The organism is Rhizobium sp. BK619 (assembly GCF_014195245.1).
Lineage (GTDB): Bacteria > Pseudomonadota > Alphaproteobacteria > Rhizobiales > Rhizobiaceae > Rhizobium > Rhizobium acidisoli.
Window position 1 is genome coordinate 96,463 of the sequence record NZ_JACIBH010000010.1, and the last position, 19,753, is coordinate 116,215.

Here is a 19,753-nt window from a genome sequence, read left to right on the forward strand (position 1 = left end):
CAGGCGTGAAAAAGCCCCGGTGGAAACCGGGGCTTCGTGACTGCAAAAATGGCTGCGATCAGCGCGTCAGGCGCTTATGAGCCTGGCTGCCCGGATTGAGGGCATCGGGACCAAGACGGCGCACCTTGTCCTGCTCATAATCCTCGAAGTTGCCTTCGAACCATTCGACATGACCTTCGCCTTCGAAGGCCAGGATGTGCGTCGCCAGACGGTCGAGGAACATGCGATCGTGGCTGATGATGATGGCGCATCCGGCAAACGCCTCAAGCGCGCTTTCCAGTGCACCGAGGGTTTCCGTATCGAGGTCGTTGGTCGGTTCGTCGAGCAGCAGCACGTTGCCGCCGGCCTTCAGCATCTTGGCAAGGTGAACGCGGTTGCGCTGGCCGCCCGAGAGATTGCCGACCTTCTGCTGCTGATCGCCGCCCTTGAAGTTGAAGGCGCCGCAATAGGCTCTCGAGTTCATATCGAACTTGCCGAGCTTGATGACTTCGGCGCCGCCCGAGATTTCCTCCCAGACGGTCTTGCTGCCGTCAAGCGCATCGCGGCTCTGGTCGACATAACCGAGATGGACCGTCTCACCGATGCGGACCGATCCGGCGTCCGGCTTTTCCTGGCCGGTGATCATGCGGAACAGCGTCGTCTTGCCGGCGCCGTTCGGGCCGATAATGCCGACGATGCCGCCCGGCGGCAGCTTGATCGACAGGTCGTTGATCAACGTGCGGCCCTCGAAGCCCTTGGTGATGCCTTCCATCTCGATGACCACCTGTCCCAAGCGCTCGCTGACCGGGATGATGATCTGCGCGTCGCCGGGACGCTGCTTTTCGGCCGCCTCCACCAGCTGTTCATAGGACTTGATACGCGCCTTGGACTTGGCCTGACGAGCCTTCGGGCTGGAGGCGATCCATTCCTGTTCGCGGCTGATCGCCTTCTGGCGGCCGGCCTCTTCCCGGTTTTCCTGCTGCATGCGCTTGGCCTTGGCGAGCAGGTAGGCCGAGTAATTGCCTTCGTAGGGAATGCCGCGGCCGCGGTCGAGTTCGAGGATCCAGCCGGTCACGTTGTCCAGGAAGTAGCGATCGTGGGTGATCATCATCACGGCGCCCGGATAATCGCGCAGATGCTTTTCGAGCCAGGCGATCGTCTCGGCGTCCAGGTGGTTGGTCGGTTCGTCGAGCAGCAGCAGGTCCGGCTGCGACAGCAGCAGCCGGCAGAGCGCGATACGGCGACGCTCGCCGCCGGACAGGCTGGTGACATCGGCGTCGCGCGGCGGGCAGCGCAAGGCTTCCATCGCCATCTCGACCTGGCTTTCCAGATCCCAGAGGTTCTGGCTGTCGATGATGTCCTGAAGCTTGGCTCCCTCTTCCGCCGTCTCGTCGGAGTAGTTCATCATCAGTTCATTGTAGCGCTCGAGCACGGCCGTCTTCGAGGCAACGCCTTCCATGACGTTTTCGAACACCGTCTTGTTGGGATCGATGTGCGGCTCCTGCTCGAGGTAGCCGACCGTCGCTCCTTCGGCGAGCCAGGCTTCGCCGGTATATTCCTTGTCCTGGCCGGCGATGATGCGCAGCACAGTGGATTTACCGGCGCCGTTCGGCCCGAGAATACCGATCTTGGCATCCGGGTAGAAGGAAAGGTGGATGTTCTCCAAGATCTTCTTGTTGCCGTAGGCCTTGTTGAGGCCGGACATATGATAGATGAACTGACGTGCCATGCTGCGCTGCTCCGGGCGGGAAACTTCGATTGTGCCGCTATGTAGGCGAAACAGCGCCTGCGGGCAACGCCGAAACCCGGTTTACGCAGGATTTCCGGTCAGAAGCCCGCAGCGTCGACGACGCCCTCGTCGCATCCGAACGTCGTTTTTCCCGCGCCCTGGATCAGATCGCCAAGCCCGGTGCTCTTCGCCGACGCCGCCCCGGCGGCTTCCGAAAGCCCGATGGTCAACCCGCTGATCATCTTGACCTTGCCGGCCCGCCGGCAGCTCATCTTGACGCGGTCGCCGGCGCCCGGCCCGAAGCTCTTGTCGAAAGCTTCCTTGATCGCCTCGGCCTTGACCGGCTTGCCGATATTGGCGGCGAAGAGATCACGCACGGCCGAGCTATTGAGCGCGCCGACGAGATGCACGCCGACGCCGAAATAATCTTCGGCGCTCATTTTCGTGCAGGTGCCGTGCTTTACCCATTCATGCCGTTCCAGGCCGGATTGTGTGCCGGGCATCGCCTTTGCCAGCGCGGCTTGCGTCTCGGCCGACAGCGTGACCGCCGGCAATGTGTCCCACTTGCCGTCCTTGTCGGCCGCCTTCTGCTCGGCACTGACATCGCAATAGTTCTGACGCATCGGCCAAAGCCCGTGCAGCGAAAAATTCGTCGCATCGGCGCGCTCACCGGTCTGGCTTGCGCATTCGGCCTTCTTCTGGTTCGTCTGGCAAAAGGCCGGCTGCCAACTCGCCGAAAGAATAAAACGGGTGCGCCCGCCAGCCTCCTGCGCCACGGCGGCGCCTGCAAGAACCATCGATACGGCGAACGTCAAGGTACGCAACTGCATGCTGCTCATTTCAACCCCCAAAAAGAACAATACAGGAACAAATAAGCACGAAGATCGAAAGCCCGCAACCCTGAATCGCAGCGGACACGCAATTTGTTATCGGATAAACCTGGAACCGATGTTGCTTTTGGGCGGTGATCTGGTCTGTTGCCGGAAGGAGGATCGAGATGTTTTCTGAAACGCAAAGGCTCGCTTCGACGGGGGCGTCGCTCGCCTATCACCATGCCGAGGCCGCCGGCCCGGCACGCGGCATCCTGTTGATATCGCACGGTCTCGCCGAACATTCGAAACGCTATCGCGGCTTTGCCGAGGCGATGGCGGCGCGCGGCTATCATGTCTATGCCCATGATCATCGCGGCCACGGCGAGACGTCGGCGCCCGACGCGCCGATCGGCCGCTTCGCCTGCCGCGGCGGCGTCGACAGGGTGATCGGCGACGTCCGTGCCATGCGCGCCCACGCGGCCACGCGCCATCCCGGCCTGCCGGTAATCCTCTTCGGCCATTCGATGGGAGGCCTGATCGCCCTCAATGCCGCCGTCACGGCACCGGCCGATTTCGACGCTGTTGCCGTCTGGAATTCGAATTTCGCCGTCGGCCTTGCCGGCCGCGCCGCCCAGGCGATCCTGCTTGCCGAACGCATGCTGAAGGGCTCCGACGTGCCGAGCGGCCTGTTGCCGAAGCTCACCTTCGCCGCCTGGGGAAAATCGATTGCCGGCCGCCGCACCGCGTTCGACTGGCTGTCGCGCCTTCCCGGTGAAGTCGACAAATATATCGCCGATCCGCTCTGCGGCTTCGATGCCTCGGTCTCGCTCTGGCTCGATCTCTTCGAACTGACGTTTCGCGCGCCGCAGAAGCTCCAACTGGATCGGCTGCCGCGCGACATGCCGATCCATCTTGTCGGTGGCGGAGAAGACCCGGCGACGGAGCGCGGAAAAGCCGTGCTCTGGCTGTCAAACCATTTGAAAGCCAGCGGCTTCTCTCGTATCAGCACTGAGATATATCAGGACATGCGGCACGAAACGCTGAACGAGATCGGTGCGGATGCTGCAACCGCCGCCTTCGCGGACTGGTGCGACGAGGCCGTCGCCAGATTCCAAACGGCAAAATCCTGAACCAGAGAGATTCCGTCATGAGCAGCACCTCCGCCCGCCCCGTTTCCTCAGCCTCCGAGGTGACGACGGGGCTTGCGCTGATGTTTCTTTCGGTGATGTTCTCGCCGCTCATCGATATTTTCGCCAAGCTTGCCGTCGTCACCATCCCCTCCGCCGAGGTCACCGCCGGCCGCTTCTTCGTGCAGGCGCTGTGCATGCTGCCGATCGTCATATGGCGGCGCAGCTTTGCCGATTTCTCCTGGCGCCAGAGCCTGTTCCACGCCATCCGCGGGTTAATCATCACCGTCTCGATGATCTCTTTCGTCACCACGCTGAAATACATGGCGGTCGCCGACGCGATTGCGATCTTCTTCGTCGAGCCGATCATGGTGACGATCCTCGGCGGCATTTTCCTGAAGGAGACGATCGGCTGGCGGCGTTATACCGCCTGCGGCGTCGGCTTCTTCGGGGCGATGCTGATCATCCAGCCGAGTTTCCAGGAGGTCGGCTATATCGCCCTCCTGCCCGTCCTCAGCGCGCTTTGCATCGCGATCTTCGTGCTGATGACCCGCGTCCTCTCGCACCGGGAAGATCCCTGGGCGATGCAGTTCCAGATGGGCATCTGGGGCCTCATCTTCTGCGCCATCCTGCTTTTTATCGGCAATGGAAGCGGCTCCGATCTCTTCGATCCCGTCATGCCCGAAGGCAGTGCCTGGTTCTACGTCGCCGGCGTCGGCGCCATGGCCGCAATTGCGGGCATCTTCGGCGTCTATGCCTTTCGCGCCGCACCGGCCTCGACGCTGGCGCCGCTGCAATATTTCGAAATCGTCTCGGCGACGATCTTCGCCTGGCTGGTTTTCGGCGACTTTCCGGATGCGGTCAAATGGCTCGGCATCGCCATCATCATGGCATCGGGCTTGTACATCCTCTGGCGCGAGCGCCGCTTTGCTTCAAAGCCCGTATCCGATACATCTGAGGCGACGCTGGCGCCGTAAAGACCGACGAGGGAATATGACGCAGACCACGAAAAAGCCGCCGCTTGCCGGCATCCGGGTGATCGAGCTGGCCCGCGTGCTGGCCGGCCCCTGGGCTGGACAGATGCTTGCCGATCTCGGCGCCGACGTCATCAAGGTCGAAAACCCCGACGGCGGCGACGATACCCGCCAATGGGGGCCGCCCTTCGTCGAAGGTGCCGATGGCGAAAATCTCTCGGCCGCCTATTACCACGCCGCCAATCGCGGCAAACGCTCCGTCACCGCCGATCTGAAGAGCCCTGAAGGCCAGGATCTCGTCCGCCGCCTGGTTGCGTCAGCCGATGTGGTGATCGAGAACTTCAAGCTCGGCGGCCTCGTCAAATACGGCCTCGATTACGACAGCCTGCGCAAGGTGAACCCCAAGCTCGTCTATTGCTCGATCACCGGCTTCGGCCAGACCGGCCCCTATGCCGCCCTCGCCGGCTATGATTACATCGTCCAGGGCATGTCAGGCTTCATGTCGATCACCGGCGAGCCGGACGGCCAGCCGATGAAGGCCGGCGTCGCCATCGCCGATATCTTCACCGGCATCTATGCCGTCTCGGCAATCGAAGCCGCTCTGATCCACGCGCTGAAGTCAGGCGAAGGCCAGCTCGTCGACATGGCCCTGCTCGACGTGCAATCGGCCGTGCTCGCCAATCAGAACATGAATTATCTAGTCTCCGGCACGGCACCCACCCGTCTCGGCAATGCCCATCCGAATATCTCGCCCTATGAGGTCGTACCGGCGGCGGACGGTTATCTCATCCTCGCGGTCGGCAATGACGGCCAATTCCGCCGCCTCTGCACCATCCTCGGCCTGGAGACGATTGCCGGCGACGAGCGTTTCGCCACCAACAAGGCCCGCGTCGCCAACCGCGGCGAACTACGCCGTCTCATCTCCACCGAGACGCTGAAATGGCAGAAGGCGGATCTGTTGAAGGCCTGCGAGGCGAACGGGGTTCCCGCCGGCCCGATCAATACGATCGAGGAAATGTTCGCCGATCCGCAGGTAGAAGCTCGCGGCCTGCGCATCGACCTTGCCGATGCCGCCGGTACCGTCATACCGGGGGTCAGGACGCCGGTGGTGCTGTCGGAAACGCCGTTGTCTTACAGCAGGCCGAGCCCGCGTCTCGGCGAACACACCGAAGAAATTCTGGCGGAACTCGCCGAGCGCGAGAGGAAGGCATCGTCATGAAGAAGGTATTGTCATGAAAAGAACGGGCGGGCAACTCATCGTCGAGGCGCTGAAGGCGAACGGCGTCAAGCGTCTCTCCTGCGTGCCCGGCGAGAGTTTCCTCGCCGTCCTCGACGCGCTGCGCGACAGCGATATCGATGTGATCGTCTGCCGCCAGGAGGGCGGCGCGGCGATGATGGCGGATTGCTGGGGCCGGCTGACCGGCGAACCAGGCATCTGCATGGTCACCCGCGGCCCCGGCGCCACCAACGCCTCCGCCGGTCTGCATATCGCCAAACAGGATTCGATCCCGATGATCCTCTTCATCGGCCAGGTGCAGCGCGAAGCCCGAGAGCGCGAGGCCTTCCAAGAGGTCGAATTCCGCCGCGCCTTCACCGAATTCGCCAAATGGGTGGGCGAGATCGACGATGCCGCCCGCATTCCCGAGTTCGTCACCCGCGCCTTTGCCGTCGCAACCTCCGGCCGTCCCGGCCCCGTGGTGCTGACGCTGCCGGAGGATATGCTGCGCGACGAGGTCGAAGCGCCTCGCGCCAAGCATTACGTCAGCGTCGAGGCGCATCCCGGCCGCCGGCAGATCGACGATTTCTATATACGATTGCTCAAAGCCGAGCGGCCGATGGTGATCCTCGGCGGCACGCGCTGGGATGCCGATGCCGTCGCCGATTTTGCAATCTTCGCCGAGCGTTTCCAATTGCCGGTCGGCTGCTCCTTCCGCCGGCAGATGCTGTTCGATCATCTCCATCCCTCTTATGCCGGCGATGTCGGCATCGGCATCAATCCGGCGCTGGCAAAGGAGATCAAGGAGAGTGATCTGCTGATCCTGCTCGGCGCCCGCATGTCGGAAATGCCGTCTTCGTCCTATACGCTGATCGATATCCCCTACCCCCAGCAATCGCTGGTTCACGTCTATCCCGATGCATCCGAACTCGGGCGTATCTACCGCCCGGATCTCGCGATCTGCGCCGCACCTGCCGACTTCGTCGCTGCACTTGCCGATCTGGAAGCGCCGGCCGAGCCGCATTGGGCGGAGCGCACGCAGCGCATGCATCAGTCCTATCTCACCTGGTCGAAGCCGCCGGCAACAGGTCCGGGCGCCGTCCATATGGGGCCGATCATGGATTGGCTGGAAGCCAATACCGGGCCGGAGACGATCTTTACCAACGGCGCCGGCAACTACGCCACCTGGCTGCACCGCTTCCATCGTTTCCGCCGCTTCAACACCCAGGCCGCGCCCACCTCAGGCTCGATGGGCTACGGCCTGCCGGCCGCCGTCGCCGCCAAGCGGCTCTTCCCGGAGCGCGAGGTCATCTGCTTTGCCGGCGACGGCTGTTTCCTGATGCACGGCCAGGAATTCGCCACCGCCATCCGCTACGGCCTGCCGATCATATCGGTCGTCGTCAACAACGGCATCTACGGCACGATCCGCATGCATCAGGAGCGCGAATATCCCGGCCGCGTCAGCAGCACCGATCTCACCAATCCCGACTTCGCAGCCCTTGCCCGCGCCTATGGCGGCCATGGCGAGACGGCGGAAAGCACGGAAGAATTCGCCCCCGCCTTCGAGCGGGCCCGTGCAAGCGGCAAGCCGGCAATCATCGAAGTCAAACTCGATCCCGAGGCGATCACGCCGACCCGCACGCTCTCGGAAATCGCGCAAACAAAAAGCCGGTAAGTCCGTGAGTTCGCGGATTTACCGGCTTTGATGCAATGCTGCGGCGACGATCAGTCGATCGCGGCCGTGACGATGAACTCAACCTTGTATTTCGGCGCTGCGAGCTTGGCTTCGCTGGTGGCGCGGGCCGGCGGATTGGCCGGATCGATCCAGGCTTCCCAGGCGGCGTTCATCTCGGCGAAATAAGCGATGTCGGAGAGATAGACGATCGTCTGCAGGATCTTCGACTTGTTGCTGCCGGATGCAGCCAGCAGGCGGTCGACTTCGGCAAGCGAGGACTTGCACTGATCGGTGACGCTTTCGCCCTCGCCGACCTGGCCTGCGAGATAAACCGTGTTGCCGTGAATGACGGCGCCGCTCATGCGTGCGCCGACGTCGATACGCTTAATGCTCATCATAGTCTCCTGAGTGAATGGGAAGGTGGCGGCGCTGCGATGCAGCGCCGGAAAATCGGCAGCCGGAACCGGCCTAGCTGCGGATATGGTGGGTCTTCTGGTAGATCGCCGTCGAGCGGGCGCCGGAGCGGCAATAGCCGAGCATCGGCCGCGGGAATTCGTCGAGCGCATCGACCATACCCTGCACGGCTTCCTCGGTCACGCCCATCGGGCCGACAGGCACATGGCTGATCTCGAGACCGAGTTCCCTAGCGCGCGCCTCGATGACGGAGAACAACGTCTGGTCGGGGCTTTCATGGTCGGGGCGGTGGCAGACGATCGACTTGAACCCCAGCGCCTTGATCTCATCGAGGTCCTCGGGCGTGATCTGACCCGAAACCGAATATTCATCGTCGATCTGGCGAATATCCATCGTCCTGTCTCCTCAAAAATGGTGGGCTGAAGGTCTACGACGCAGCTTGGCAAGCGTCAACAACACTTCGCTCACAGGAAGGCAAAGCTCAGCCCATAGCTGCGGCTCTCGCCTGATGCCAGCATGTTGAACTCGCCGGCCGCCTGAAGCTCGTCACGCGTGACCCAGCGATGCGAAACCGGCTCGATGCCGATGATATGGGCCGGCGCCTTCTGGTTTCGCCAGACCTGCAGATAAGGCAGCGTGTCGGCGCGGAAGCGCACGCGGAGCGTCCTGCCGCCGATCGCGGCGATGGGCCCGAGCCGAACCTCGGCAAAGCCCTGCTCCGTTGCCGGCGCCGGCACGCAGAAGATACCGCCCGGCTCCTCGCCGAATGTCCAGGGGAAACCGCCTTTCTCAAGCATCCGGCCCTCGAGCCGCGTGCCCTCGTCCAGCCATTTGGCCCCGGTGTTCATGTGATACATTAGGAAGGTCGGCACCGTCTGGTCGCTGGTGTTGACGACCCGGTCCTCGAGCAGCACTTCGCCGGTTTCCCCGTCGATCCGCCACAGCCGCTCGATGCGCTGCGGCAGACCCTCGACGGTCACGATGTCGATATCGGCGCGGCATTCGGCATTGCCGTTCTTGAACTTCGTCCACAGCACCTTGGCTGGATGGCCGGAGGCCGATCCGTGCAGCGGATAGACCTTGCCCTCGGCGCTACCGGCGATCGGCTGGCGGTGGCGGATATGATCCGGTCCGCAGGTGAACAGGAAGCCTTCGAGCGAGTGATCGATTCGCGGATCGCCATCGTCGGGAATGGCGCGCTTCGGCGCGATATCGACGCCTTCGACGATGCAGCCGCCGATATCCAGCACCGATGTTTCATCGAGCATCAGGCGCGGCCCGCTTGCAGCGGCAAATTCGATCATCGCAGTCTCCTCAGGGGCTTATCGGCCGAGTAGCGTTAGATTTTGCGCTGTCTTTCGTCAATCGAACCCTTTTCCTCTCTTGCGCTTTTGCCGCAACCATGGATTTTGCGGAACTGACACGGAGACGCAAACGTTTATGCGTAAAAGGAAATCTTAGTGATTTTCATATTTTGTTCAGCACGGTTTCATAAATTCCACACTAGCGTCAAAATTCGCAGGTGTGTGTCGGCCTAGTCACTGTTCGAGGTGTGAGACGTGAATCGTTTTTTAAAGTCGGCATTTTCGCTTGCGGCCGTGCTGGCAGCCATTGCGGCTGCAGCACCGGAGGCTGGCGCGCAGCAGTTCCGTGACCGCCGCCAGAGCGATGTCGTGCTCGTCACCCCGAGCGGCGAAATCCTCGACTATGTCCCGCGCGGCTATATTTACGCCCGCGACCGCAGCGGCAACCGCGTGCTGATCGACGACTACGGCAATGTCGTCGCCACCGAGATGCGCGCCCGCGGCTACTATCCGCCGCGGCCCGGCCCGCGCGACGTCTATTCCGACCAGAACGGCAACGATCCCTATTACGCCGACGATGGCGACACGCGATACTCCGAGCGCGGTGCGGTCACCGGCGGCATCCCGCGCGACGCGGCGATCGAACGCCAGCCGCTCGGCGAGCAGCCCTATCCCCAGGATAACAGTATCGGCAATCCGCAGTCCGGCGATGATTATGCCTCGATCGATCCCGACCAGCAGATTCCGCCCGCCGACGCGCCGAAGGCCGCGCCGGATGAACCCGTCATCACGCTGAAGAACAAGTCGAAGCCGGAGATCGTCGCGCTGCAGGTCTTCCTTGATCGCGCCGGCATCTCGCCCGGTGTCATCGACGGCCATATGGGCTCGAACGTCACCAAGTCGGTCTATGCCTATGACCAGATGACCGGCTCCAAACTCGACCCGAACGACACCGACGCCATTCTGGAAGAGCTGCGCATGAACGGCGGCCTGCCGGTCGTCAGCTACACGATTACGCCGGCCGATGCCGCCGGCCCCTACGTCGCAGAGATCCCGGAAGACTATTCGCACAAGGCGCTGCTGCCGTCGCTTGCCTATACATCGACCACCGAAATGCTGGCCGAGCGCTTCCACATGGACGAGGCCTTCCTGAAGGAAATGAACCCCGGCGCTGATTTCACCGTTGCCGGCACTGTCATCAAGGTCGTCAATCCCGGCGAGCCGAAGAGCGGCGAGGTTGCCCGTATCATCGCCGACAAGGGCCGCAAGCAGGTCTTTGCCTATGATAGCGCCGGCAATCTCATTGCCGCCTATCCGGCATCGATCGGCTCCACCGACACACCCTCCCCGTCGGGCATCGTGACGGTCGAGCGCGTCGCCTTCAATCCCGGTTACACCTATAATCCGAAGATCAATTTCCAGCAGGGCGCCAACGACAAGATCCTCAACATTCCGCCCGGCCCGAACGGCCCGGTCGGTACCGTCTGGATGGCGCTCTCCAAGCCGACCTACGGCATCCACGGCACGCCAGAACCTTCCAAGATCGGCCGCACCCAAAGCCACGGCTGCATCCGCCTGACCAATTGGGACGCAACCGAGCTTGCCAAGATGGTCAAGCCTGGAGTGACGGTCGAATTCGTCGATTGAAGCCAGCGTGACAACGACACGGAAAAGGCCGCCGGATCGCTCCGGCGGCCTTTTCGTTTCATACGGGGGGATGTTCAGGCCGCCGTTGCCATACGGGGCGACGCCGTCAGCCGGGCCGGCAGCTTGCTCATTATCTCTTCGGCAAAACAGGTGGCGTTTTCTCGCGCCTTGTCGAGATTGCTGACGCGGGCGGGATCGAGCGTGTGCAACGTGCCGCCACAGTCGAAGATGTCGCGGAAGGCGGAGCGTTCGATGATCGCCGTGTCCAGCACCGGCACATGCCGTTCGCTGAGCAGTGATTTGACGAGTTGCAGCGCCCGGGTCGTGACCATGGAGTTGACGCGGGTCAGCACCACCGAATGACCGATCTTGATACCCGCCTTCTCGTCCAGATACTGCAGCAGTTCGAGCACCTGCGCGCCGCCGCGCGCATCCATCGCACAGCCCTGGATCGGGATCAGCACATGGTCGGAAAGGCCGACGGCGGTGGCAAGCAGCGGATTGCGCGCACCTGGCAGGTCGACGATGAAATAGTCGGTATTGTGCTTGTTCTCACTGATGTGCAGCGGCAGCGAGGCGGTGGTGACGAAATCGATCACCGAAATATTGGGCACATGGCCTGAGATCTCGTGCCAGCGCGAAATCCAGTGCTGCGGATCGGCGTCGAGAATGGTGACGCGAAAACCCTTGCGGGCAAGCTCGGTGGCGAGCAGGAGAACAGCAGTCGTCTTGCCGGCGCCGCCCTTGGTATTTGCGAATGTGATGACAGGCATGTTCAGTCCTCGGAAGGAAATGGTGCGAGCCGGAATCGCTCTTTTACGCACCATCGGAGCATCGTGCGGTTAATCCATCCTTTCTAATCATGGTTAACAAATTCCAAACACGCGCGCCGAAATTGCAGCCGGTATTTTTCACATCCCTAAAATTGGGGATGCGCTAAAATAAAGGAAGCCCGGAAAGCAAGGCTTTCCGGGCCGCTCTGCAGGTCCACCCCCAAATACTCAGAAACAATCCCTGAACAGCGCCTTGGTGTTCTCGAGCGTCATCGCAACCGGGTTGCCGCCCGCACTCGGATCTTCGATCGCCATCGCCGACAATTCGTCGATACGGTCGGCAGCGATTCCCATCGCCGTTAGCGTCTCTGGCACGCCGAGGTCGGAGCGAAGCTTCAGCACATAGTCGTAGAAACCGTCGAAACCGCCCGAAATGCCGAGATAGGCGGCCGCCCGGCCGATCTTCTCTTCGATCACTTTGCGGTTGAACCGCAGCACCGCCGGCATGACAACCGCGTTGGTCATGCCATGATGGGTGTTGTAAACGGCGCCGATCGGGTGCGACAGCGCATGGATGGCGCCGAGCCCCTTCTGGAAGGCGACCGCGCCCATGGCGGCGGCGGACATCATGTTGGCGCGGGCTTCGAGATCGGTGCCTTCCCGATAGGCGCGCGGCAGGAATTCCTTGACGAGCCGCATGCCTTCGAGCGCGATGCCGGCCGACATCGGGTGATAGAAGGGTGAGGAATAGGCCTCCAAGCAATGGGCAAAGGCATCCATGCCGGTGCCGGCAGTCATGATCTTCGGCATGCCGACGGTCAGTTCCGGATCGGAGATGACGACACCAGGCAGGAACTTCGGATGGAAGATGATCTTCTTCACATGCGTTTGCGAATTGGTGATGACGCTGGCGCGGCCGACTTCCGAGCCGGTACCCGCTGTCGTCGGCACGGCGACGATCGGGGCAATGCCCTCGAGGCTTGCGCGCGTCCACCAGTCGCCGATATCCTCGAAATCCCAGACAGGCCGGGTTTGGCCGGCCATGAAGGCGACGCATTTGCCGAGATCGAGACCGGAGCCGCCGCCGAAGGCGACGACGCCGTCATGGCCGCCATCCTTGAAAGCCCTGACGCCGGCCTCGAGGTTCTTCTCGTTCGGGTTCGGATCGACATCGGCAAAGATCGCCCGGCCGAGGCCTGCATCTTCGAGGATGTCGAGCGCGTTCTTGGTGATCGCCATCGAGGCGAGGCCGCGGTCGGTGACCAGCAGCGGCTTTTTGATGCCGAGGCTCTTGCAGGCGTCTGCCAGTTCCTTGATCCGGCCCCGGCCGAGCTTGACCGATGTCGGATAGCTCCAGTTTGCGGTGATGTTGCTGCTCATGCTGTGACTTTCTTCAGGTGGAAGGATTTCGGGCGCGTCAGATTCTGGAAGCCGATGATCGACAGCGAACCGCCGCGGCCGGTCTCCTTGACACCGGTCCAGCAGAGCGCCGGATCGAGATAGTCCGCGCGGTTCATGAAAACGGTGCCGGTTTCGATCTCGCGGCCGAGACGCGCAGCCCGCTCGACATCTTTGGTCCAAAGCGAAGCCGTCAGCCCGTACTGGCTGTCATTCATCAAGGCGAGTGCCTCCTCGTCGCTCTTCACCTTCATAATGCCGACTGCCGGACCGAAAGTCTCCTCGCGCATGAAGGCCATGGAATGGTCGACATCGACGAGAACCTGCGGTGCGAGATAGGCGCCGCCGTCGTCCTGAGGGAAAAGTTTCGGGTCGACAAGCGCCTTGGCGCCCTTGGAAACCGCATCGGCAATCTGCTCGCGCACCACCTTGGCGAAGCGCTTGTTCGCCATCGGTCCGAGCGAAGTCTCGGGATCGAGTGGGTTGCCGAGCTTGTAGTTCGACACCCAGGCGACCGACTTTTCGACGAAGGCGTCATAGAGGGATTCGTGCACATAGATGCGCTCGATGCCGCAGCAGCACTGGCCGGAATTGTAGGTCGCGCCGTCCATCAGCGTGTCAACGGCCGCCTCGAGATCGGCGTCTTCCATGACATAACCCGGATCCTTGCCGCCGAGTTCGAGGCCGAGGCCGGTGAAGGTGCCGGCGGCGGCCCTCTCCATCGAGCGCCCACCTTCGACCGATCCGGTGAAGTTGACGAAATTGAAGCTGCCGGCGGCAATCAGCGCCGAGGTCGTCTGATGATCGAGGAAGACATTCTGGAACACGTCCTCGGGCACACCGGCCTCGATAAAGGCCTGTACCAGCCGCTCGCCGACCAGCAGCGTCTGCGAGGCATGTTTCAGCACCACCGTATTGCCGGCCATCAGCGCCGGCGCGATCGTGTTGATCGCCGTCATATAGGGATAGTTCCACGGGGCCACGACGAAGACGACGCCATGCGCCTCGCGCTCGATGCGGCGTTCGAAACGATCGCTCTCCTCGACGACAACAGGCGCCAGCGCATCGGCCGCGATCGAGGCGACATAGTTGGAGCGCTCGTTGAAGCCCTTGTATTCGCCGCCATACTTGACCGGCCGGCCCATCTGCCAGGCAAGCTCCGGCACGACCACGTCGGACATTTCGTTCAGCCGCGCAGCACCCTTCAGCACCAACTGCACGCGCTCTTCAAGCGGCTGTTTCGCCCAGGCTTTCTGCGCCTTGCGGCCCCGCGCCACCACATCCTTGGCGGCATCGAGAGAAAGTGCGGCGCGCTCGGCATAGACCGACCCGTCAACCGGTGAAATGCATTGGATCATTGTCATGATCGATTTCCGTCCTCGTATTGATCAAAAATTTCTTCGGGGCCGTAGCCCCTCATCCGCCTGCCGGCACCTTCTCCCCGCTTGCGGGGAGAAGGGGGCGAGCCGCGACCTCTCCGTTCCAACCTCGACATTGCGTTTGGCACGTTCCCTCTCCCCGTTTTTTACGGGGAGAGGGTTAGGGTGAGGGGCAGCTACCTGCAATCCCGTACTAAGCTCTTTCGAACCCACGCGCCACTTCCCAATCGGTGATGCGGCGGTCGTATTCTTCCTGCTCCCATTCGGCAGCACGGGTATAATGGTCGATCACATCATCGCCGAACGCTTTGCGCAGCATTGCCGATTCCGTCATTTCGGTGGTCGCCGCGCGCAGCGTGCGCGGGATTTCGCGAACGCCCTTGCCGCCATAGGCGTCGCCGACGAAGGGGGCTTCAAGTTCGAGTTTGTTCTCGATCCCGTCGATGCCGGCGGCAAGCAGCGCGGCGAAGGCGAGATAGGGATTGAGGTCGGAGCCGCCGACACGGCACTCGATGCGGATACCCTTGGTTTCCTCGCCGCAGAGGCGATAACCGGCGGTGCGGTTGTCCTTGCTCCAGATCGCCTTGGTCGGCGCGAAGGTGCCGGCCATGAAGCGCTTGTAGGAATTGATGTAGGGCGCCAGGAAATAGGTGATCTCGCTCGCATGGGCGAGAAGTCCGGCAACGTAATTGTGCATCAGCGGCGACATGCCGTATTTGCCGGTGTGATCGAAGAACAGCGGCTTTTCCTCGAGACTCCAGAGCGATTGGTGAATATGCGAGGAGCTGCCGGCGGCGTTGTAATTCCACTTGGCGAGGAAGGTGATGGCCTTGCCCTTCGACCAGGCGATCTCCTTGCAGCCGTTCTTGATGATCGCATGCCGGTCGGCCATGGCGAGCGCATCGGCATAACGCACATTGATCTCCTCCTGACCGGCCGAAGCCTCGCCCTTGGAGTTTTCCACCGGAATGCCGGCGCCCTGCAGCCCGGTGCGGATCGCCCGCATCACTTCTTCTTCCTTGGTGGTCTGGAAGATGTGATAGTCCTCGTTATAGGCGCTGGCGAGCTTGAGATTGCGGTAGCCCGCGCTATGCGCAGCCTCGTAGCTCTGGTCGAACAGGAAGAATTCGAGTTCGGAGGCCATATAGGCCTTCATGCCCATGTCTTCGAGGCGCTTCACCTGCTTCTTCAGGATCGCGCGCGGGGAATGGGCGACCTCCTCATGGGTGTGATGATCGAGCATGTCGCAGAGCACCAGCGCCGTGCCCTCAAGCCAGGGAATGCGGCGCAGCGTCGCAAGATCCGGCTTCATCGTATAGTCGCCGTAGCCCTTTTCCCAGCTCGTCGCCTTATAGCCGGAGACCGTCTCCATCTCCATGTCGGTGGCGATCAGATAGTTGCAGCTATGCGTTTCCTTCCAGGCGCTCTCGACGAAATATTCCGCCTGGAAACGCTTGCCCATCAGCCGGCCCTGCATGTCCACCTGGCAGGCCAGAACCGTATCGATGCGCCCTTCGGCAACATCCTTCTTGAGATCGTCGAATGTGTAGCTGCTCATGATTGATCCGCCTGACATTGGAATTGAGAAAATCGGGGGCAACGAAACCGCATGCGCTCGGCCGGATTTGGGCCTGATGCCTTTTCGTTGAACCGGTGATGGGGCCGCAGGAGCGGCCCCGCCATTTGAGAGGGAAGCCTCGATGCTTACTTTTCGCCGCTTTCGCCAACCGCCGCTTCGGCTGCCGCGATTTCGGCCTGGCGCTTTGCCACTTCGGCGCCGATCGGCGGTCCCTTGAAGCGCCGGCTTTCGAAACCGAACCAGACGATCGCGGTCATCAGGAGGAAGCCGACGGTAACGTAAAGGGCAGCACCGTTCGGCGGTTGGATTCCGAGAATGAAGATCAGGACCATCGCGATGATCGACAGCACTGCAAAGAGCTTGAAGAGGCCCTCGCCGAGGTTCCACGGACCCATCTTGTCCCACTTCGATGTGCCCCAGGCGAAGAGGCCGAGCGTGATCGGGATCGCGAAGGAGAAGAAGAGGAAGATGACCGTGCATGAAACGACGATCGTGTAGACCGGCGTATCGCCGATTTTCATGATATCGAGTGAGGTGAACCAGACGAACAGCACCGAAAGGATCGAGCCGGTCCAGATCGCAGCCACCGGTGTGCGGTACTGCGGGCTGACTTTCGACAGCGCCTTCGATGCCGGCAGGCCGCCGTCACGCGAGAAGGCGAAGATCATGCGGGAAACGGAGGTGACCGTCGCAAGGCCGCACAGCCACTGGCTGACGAGGATCGCCAGGTAGAGGATGTCCTTCACGGTCGCGTTGACCTGCGTGTCCATCGCCCAGAAGAACACGTTCCAGCCCTGTTTTGCCGCATCGTCCATATTCGGCAGCATCAGCACGAAAGAGCACAGCATGATATAGCCGAACAGTGCCGACCACAGGACCGAGGCGACCATACCGCGCGGGACGGAGTGGGCGGCTTTAACCGTCTCTTCCGACGTATGCGCCGATGCGTCGTAGCCGGTGATCGTGTAGATCGGCAGCAGCAGACCGAGCAGGAAAACCCAGCTGCCCGACGTCGTCGGCCAGACACTGCCACCCGCTTCGCCGGAATAGTTGGCGAAGGTAAAGAGCCGGCCGAATTCATAGGACGGAGCCGACAACAGGCACACCGCCGCAAGCGCGATGGCGGTTGCGAAAATCAGGTAACCCGAAAAGTCCGTCAGCTTTGCGGTCAGCCCGATGCCCATATGGTTCACGAGCGCCTGCGCGCCGGTGATGATGACGAGGAAGACGATCCGCACCGTGATGGTGTCCGTCAGGCCGAGATAGCCCGTGCCGAACGTGCCCATGAAGAAATAATAGGTGCCGACATTGATGGCGCCGAGCACGGTGACGAGACCGAGCAGGTTGAACCAGGCGGTCAGCCAGCCGGTGAAGCGGTTGCCTAGGATCGAGCCCCAGTGATAGAGCCCGCCGGCCGTCGGATAGGCGGAGCTGATCTGCGCCATGGCGACGGCGAAGACAAGTGAGATGAAGCATCCCACCGGCCAGCCGATGCCGATGGCGGCTCCGCCGGCACCGGAGGTCGCCTGCGCCAGTGAATTGATGCCGCCCGAGAGGATGCAGATGATGGAAAATGAGACGGCGAAGTTCGAGAACGAACTCATGCGTCGTTCGAGTTCCTGGGCATAACCCATGGAATGCAGGATGTGCACATCCTGCTTTTTGTCCAGTTCGGAATAATCCGACATGACTTCCCCCTGTTCACGATCGGCCGCGGGATTGCGGGCCGGTTCAGTGCCAAATTGCCCGCGGCATTTGCGCCGTGCGGACGTTCGCAGTTAGACTGCTCCCTCGGGTCTTCTTTTTATCAGGCGTCCAGGCTTTGCTGGAGCAGCCCTTTTAGATAGTCGGCCATGACCCCTTGGCCGACATCGTCTGCGACGAGGTCGTTGCGGACCTCGATCATCACATTGCGCAAGCCGTTCGAAAGCCCGTGCAGGATCAGCGTGTGGGTCACGCCATCCTCGGGCCCGTAAGGCTGGTTGCGTTCCGTCCTGTAAAGCGGCGCCTCGGCCGCAGCCTCCAGCATGCGGTCGGCGAGCCGGCTGTCCTCATCGTGCAATATGCCAAGTTCGACGGCGCGTTCGCGACCGTGATAGACCGGCGTGAAGCTGTGGATCGTCACGATGATGCTGTCTTGGCCCCTCGCCCGGCGATCACGGATCAGCCCGCGGATGGCGTCGTGGAAAGGCACATAGAGCGCGTCGGTGCGCGCAAGCCGTTCTTCGGCGGTCAAATCCGTGTTGCCGGGAATGGCATAGATCTCGCTTGCTTCAGGCATGGCGCCGGGTGAACTCGGCGGCCGGTTGCAGTCGTAGATCAGCCGGGAGAAGCGCTGGTAGACGAGCGTCGCATCGAGCCCTTCCGATATGCCGCGGGCGACCGAAAGAGCCCCCGGGTCCCAGGCAATGTGGCTTAAGAGCGCTTCGCTGGGCAGGCCAAGATCACCGAAATGAGCGGGAAGCACATTCGAAGCGTGCTCGCAGACGAGCAGCACCGGGCTTCGGCCGCCGACGCGCTCGATCCCGACGCAATCGCCGTCCGCTTCGCTGAGGATTTTCGGCCCGGCCAGCACCAATGGCGCTACTCCTATCCCTTAATAAAATCTTTCCAAGAAAAGAATTCTTCAGGTTTCGGTCACTGTCAAGCGTCGACTGAAAATTTCTTTTCATGACAGTAGTTGACATGGATTATGACAGCGTTGTTAACTTTGAGTGGGAAAGTGGCGCCAGACCATCCCGGGGAGCATCGTTAAGTGACAGTTGCGTCGAAGACGGTTTCGGACGTCATACACTCGCATTTCGGGGTGCTGACGCGCGCCGAGAAGCAACTGGCCGAAAGCCTTCTCGACAATTATCCGGTATCCGGTCTCGGCAGCATCACCACGATCGCCGAAAATGCCGGCGTTTCGACGCCGACTGTCGTGCGCATGGTGCAGAAGCTCGGTTTCAAGGGCTATCCGGACTTTCAGGCGCATCTGCACCTGGAGGTCGAAGCGACGATCTCCAACCCGATCGCCAAGCATGATCGTTGGGCCCAGAATGCGCCTGGCACGCATATCCTCAACCGTTTCGCCGATGCCATCATGAGCAATCTGCGCCAGACGCTGACCGATCTCGACACCGCGACTTTCGACAGCGTCGCCTCCCTGCTGTCCGACCGCAAGCGCGGCCTCTATTTCGTCGGCGGCCGCATCACCGGCGCGCTTGCCGAATATTTCTTCACCCACATGCAGGTGATTCGGCCGGCTACGACGCTGCTGTCTTCGAACTCCAGCAGCTGGCCGCAATATGCTCTCAACATGAATGCCGGCGACATTCTGATCATCTTCGACATCCGCCGCTACGAGCAGGAGATGGTGAGCCTTGCCACTGCCGCTCGCAAACGCGGCGCAGAAATCGTCGTCTTCACCGACCAGTGGAGCTCGCCCGCCGCCAAGCTCGCCCGGCATGCCTTTCGCGTTCGGATCGAGGCGCCGTCGGCTTGGGACTCCTCCGTCGTCACCCTCTTCATCGTCGAAGCGCTCATCGAGGCCGTTCAGAATTCCACCTGGGACGAGACGAAGGAGCGCATGAAGACGCTTGAGGGCTTGTTCGAGCAGACCAAGCTTTTCCGCAAACCGGGTTAGGAGGGACAAGAAAAACAAAGGGGAGAACAAGGACGGACTTTCGCGGAAACAGGTCGTGTCGTCGCAAATAAAACACGTGTCGCAAACGCCTGCTATTCATAGCAAAGTTAACGTCATCC

17 protein-coding genes are annotated in these 19,753 nt (G+C 61.7%); 6 read left to right on the forward strand and 11 right to left on the reverse strand.

Features of this window, described 5'->3' with window-relative positions; all coding sequences use genetic code 11:
* Positions 1-58 precede the first annotated feature (58 nt).
* Together ettA and FHX14_RS19765 are read right to left on the reverse strand one after the other, a co-directional pair.
* The gene (ettA, locus tag FHX14_RS19760; RefSeq protein ID WP_184378235.1) at positions 59-1,708 is read right to left on the reverse strand and encodes an energy-dependent translational throttle protein EttA; all 1,650 of its coding nucleotides are present in this window, start codon (positions 1,706-1,708) and stop codon (positions 59-61) included.
* 98 nt (positions 1,709-1,806) lie between these two features.
* Positions 1,807-2,547 carry a ribonuclease gene (locus tag FHX14_RS19765; RefSeq protein ID WP_184378237.1) on the reverse strand — a complete coding sequence of 247 codons (741 nt, stop codon included), beginning with the start codon at positions 2,545-2,547 and terminating at the stop codon, positions 1,807-1,809.
* Between the two features lie 158 nt (positions 2,548-2,705).
* On the opposite strand from FHX14_RS19765, the gene FHX14_RS19770 reads away from it, so the two are divergent.
* From FHX14_RS19770 to FHX14_RS19785, 4 genes are read left to right on the forward strand one after another with little or no spacing between them, the layout of a single operon-like run.
* A complete protein-coding gene (locus FHX14_RS19770; protein WP_184378239.1) occupies positions 2,706-3,650 on the forward strand; it encodes an alpha/beta hydrolase in 945 nt (314 codons plus the stop codon).
* A 17-nt stretch (positions 3,651-3,667) separates the two neighbouring features.
* Positions 3,668-4,624 carry a DMT family transporter gene (locus FHX14_RS19775; protein WP_184378241.1) on the forward strand — a complete coding sequence of 319 codons (957 nt, stop codon included), beginning with the start codon at positions 3,668-3,670 and terminating at the stop codon, positions 4,622-4,624.
* Positions 4,625-4,640: 16 nt separating this feature from the next.
* Positions 4,641-5,840: a CaiB/BaiF CoA-transferase family protein gene (locus FHX14_RS19780; RefSeq protein ID WP_184378243.1), complete on the forward strand. Its 1,200-nt coding sequence runs from the start codon at positions 4,641-4,643 to the stop codon at positions 5,838-5,840.
* 13 nt (positions 5,841-5,853) lie between these two features.
* Positions 5,854-7,512 (forward strand): thiamine pyrophosphate-binding protein, encoded by a 1,659-nt coding sequence (locus tag FHX14_RS19785; protein ID WP_184378245.1) that lies wholly within the window; start codon positions 5,854-5,856, stop codon positions 7,510-7,512.
* Between the two features lie 50 nt (positions 7,513-7,562).
* On the opposite strand, the gene FHX14_RS19790 is transcribed toward FHX14_RS19785, so the two are convergent.
* The 3 genes from FHX14_RS19790 to FHX14_RS19800 form a co-directional block, all read right to left on the reverse strand.
* Entirely contained in the window at positions 7,563-7,907 is a 345-nt protein-coding gene (locus FHX14_RS19790; protein WP_003580917.1) for a RidA family protein, read from the reverse strand.
* A gap of 73 nt (positions 7,908-7,980) precedes the next feature.
* On the reverse strand, positions 7,981-8,319 hold the full coding sequence (locus FHX14_RS19795) for a TIGR01244 family sulfur transferase (protein WP_184378247.1): 339 nt from the start codon (positions 8,317-8,319) through the stop codon (positions 7,981-7,983).
* Positions 8,320-8,390: 71 nt separating this feature from the next.
* Positions 8,391-9,230 carry a DUF4432 family protein gene (locus tag FHX14_RS19800; protein WP_184378249.1) on the reverse strand — a complete coding sequence of 280 codons (840 nt, stop codon included), beginning with the start codon at positions 9,228-9,230 and terminating at the stop codon, positions 8,391-8,393.
* Positions 9,231-9,485: 255 nt separating this feature from the next.
* Here FHX14_RS19800 and FHX14_RS19805 point away from each other — a divergent pair, with 255 nt between their 5' ends.
* Positions 9,486-10,877 (forward strand): L,D-transpeptidase, encoded by a 1,392-nt coding sequence (locus tag FHX14_RS19805; protein WP_184378251.1) that lies wholly within the window; start codon positions 9,486-9,488, stop codon positions 10,875-10,877.
* A gap of 74 nt (positions 10,878-10,951) precedes the next feature.
* On the opposite strand, the gene FHX14_RS19810 is transcribed toward FHX14_RS19805, so the two are convergent.
* The 6 genes from FHX14_RS19810 to FHX14_RS19835 form a co-directional block, all read right to left on the reverse strand.
* Complete coding sequence (locus FHX14_RS19810; RefSeq protein WP_184378253.1) at positions 10,952-11,650, reverse strand: ParA family protein; 699 nt, start codon at positions 11,648-11,650, stop codon at positions 10,952-10,954.
* A gap of 228 nt (positions 11,651-11,878) precedes the next feature.
* Positions 11,879-13,030, reverse strand: a complete 1,152-nt coding sequence (locus FHX14_RS19815; protein ID WP_184378255.1) for an iron-containing alcohol dehydrogenase — start codon at positions 13,028-13,030, stop codon at positions 11,879-11,881.
* A complete protein-coding gene (locus tag FHX14_RS19820) occupies positions 13,027-14,412 on the reverse strand; it encodes an aldehyde dehydrogenase family protein (protein ID WP_184378257.1) in 1,386 nt (461 codons plus the stop codon). The genes FHX14_RS19815 and FHX14_RS19820 overlap by 4 nt, the downstream gene beginning before the upstream one ends.
* Positions 14,413-14,620: 208 nt before the next feature.
* Positions 14,621-15,985, reverse strand: a complete 1,365-nt coding sequence (locus FHX14_RS19825; RefSeq protein ID WP_184378259.1) for a glutamine synthetase family protein — start codon at positions 15,983-15,985, stop codon at positions 14,621-14,623.
* A gap of 146 nt (positions 15,986-16,131) precedes the next feature.
* Positions 16,132-17,694, reverse strand: a complete 1,563-nt coding sequence (locus tag FHX14_RS19830; RefSeq protein WP_012558399.1) for an amino acid permease — start codon at positions 17,692-17,694, stop codon at positions 16,132-16,134.
* 119 nt (positions 17,695-17,813) lie between these two features.
* Complete coding sequence (locus tag FHX14_RS19835; protein WP_054182658.1) at positions 17,814-18,584, reverse strand: N-formylglutamate amidohydrolase; 771 nt, start codon at positions 18,582-18,584, stop codon at positions 17,814-17,816.
* Positions 18,585-18,761: 177 nt separating this feature from the next.
* Here FHX14_RS19835 and FHX14_RS19840 point away from each other — a divergent pair, with 177 nt between their 5' ends.
* On the forward strand, positions 18,762-19,634 hold the full coding sequence (locus tag FHX14_RS19840; protein WP_003593299.1) for a MurR/RpiR family transcriptional regulator: 873 nt from the start codon (positions 18,762-18,764) through the stop codon (positions 19,632-19,634).
* The last annotated feature ends 119 nt before the right edge of the window (positions 19,635-19,753 follow it).

What these genes read in the sequence shown, in the direction of transcription:
- FHX14_RS19770 (WP_184378239.1), top strand. Translation starts at nt 2,706, where the DNA reads ATGTTTTCTGAAACGCAAAGGCTCGCTTCGACGGGGGCGTCGCTCGCC.
- ettA (WP_184378235.1), bottom strand. Translation starts at nt 1,708, where the DNA reads ATGGCACGTCAGTTCATCTATCATATGTCCGGCCTCAACAAGGCCTAC.
- FHX14_RS19775 (WP_184378241.1), top strand. Translation starts at nt 3,668, where the DNA reads ATGAGCAGCACCTCCGCCCGCCCCGTTTCCTCAGCCTCCGAGGTGACG.
- FHX14_RS19820 (WP_184378257.1), bottom strand. Translation starts at nt 14,412, where the DNA reads ATGACAATGATCCAATGCATTTCACCGGTTGACGGGTCGGTCTATGCC.
- FHX14_RS19830 (WP_012558399.1), bottom strand. Translation starts at nt 17,694, where the DNA reads ATGTCGGATTATTCCGAACTGGACAAAAAGCAGGATGTGCACATCCTG.
- FHX14_RS19810 (WP_184378253.1), bottom strand. Translation starts at nt 11,650, where the DNA reads ATGCCTGTCATCACATTCGCAAATACCAAGGGCGGCGCCGGCAAGACG.
- FHX14_RS19795 (WP_184378247.1), bottom strand. Translation starts at nt 8,319, where the DNA reads ATGGATATTCGCCAGATCGACGATGAATATTCGGTTTCGGGTCAGATC.
- FHX14_RS19765 (WP_184378237.1), bottom strand. Translation starts at nt 2,547, where the DNA reads ATGAGCAGCATGCAGTTGCGTACCTTGACGTTCGCCGTATCGATGGTT.
- FHX14_RS19825 (WP_184378259.1), bottom strand. Translation starts at nt 15,985, where the DNA reads ATGAGCAGCTACACATTCGACGATCTCAAGAAGGATGTTGCCGAAGGG.
- FHX14_RS19785 (WP_184378245.1), top strand. Translation starts at nt 5,854, where the DNA reads ATGAAAAGAACGGGCGGGCAACTCATCGTCGAGGCGCTGAAGGCGAAC.
- FHX14_RS19800 (WP_184378249.1), bottom strand. Translation starts at nt 9,230, where the DNA reads ATGATCGAATTTGCCGCTGCAAGCGGGCCGCGCCTGATGCTCGATGAA.
- FHX14_RS19790 (WP_003580917.1), bottom strand. Translation starts at nt 7,907, where the DNA reads ATGAGCATTAAGCGTATCGACGTCGGCGCACGCATGAGCGGCGCCGTC.
- FHX14_RS19780 (WP_184378243.1), top strand. Translation starts at nt 4,641, where the DNA reads ATGACGCAGACCACGAAAAAGCCGCCGCTTGCCGGCATCCGGGTGATC.
- FHX14_RS19815 (WP_184378255.1), bottom strand. Translation starts at nt 13,030, where the DNA reads ATGAGCAGCAACATCACCGCAAACTGGAGCTATCCGACATCGGTCAAG.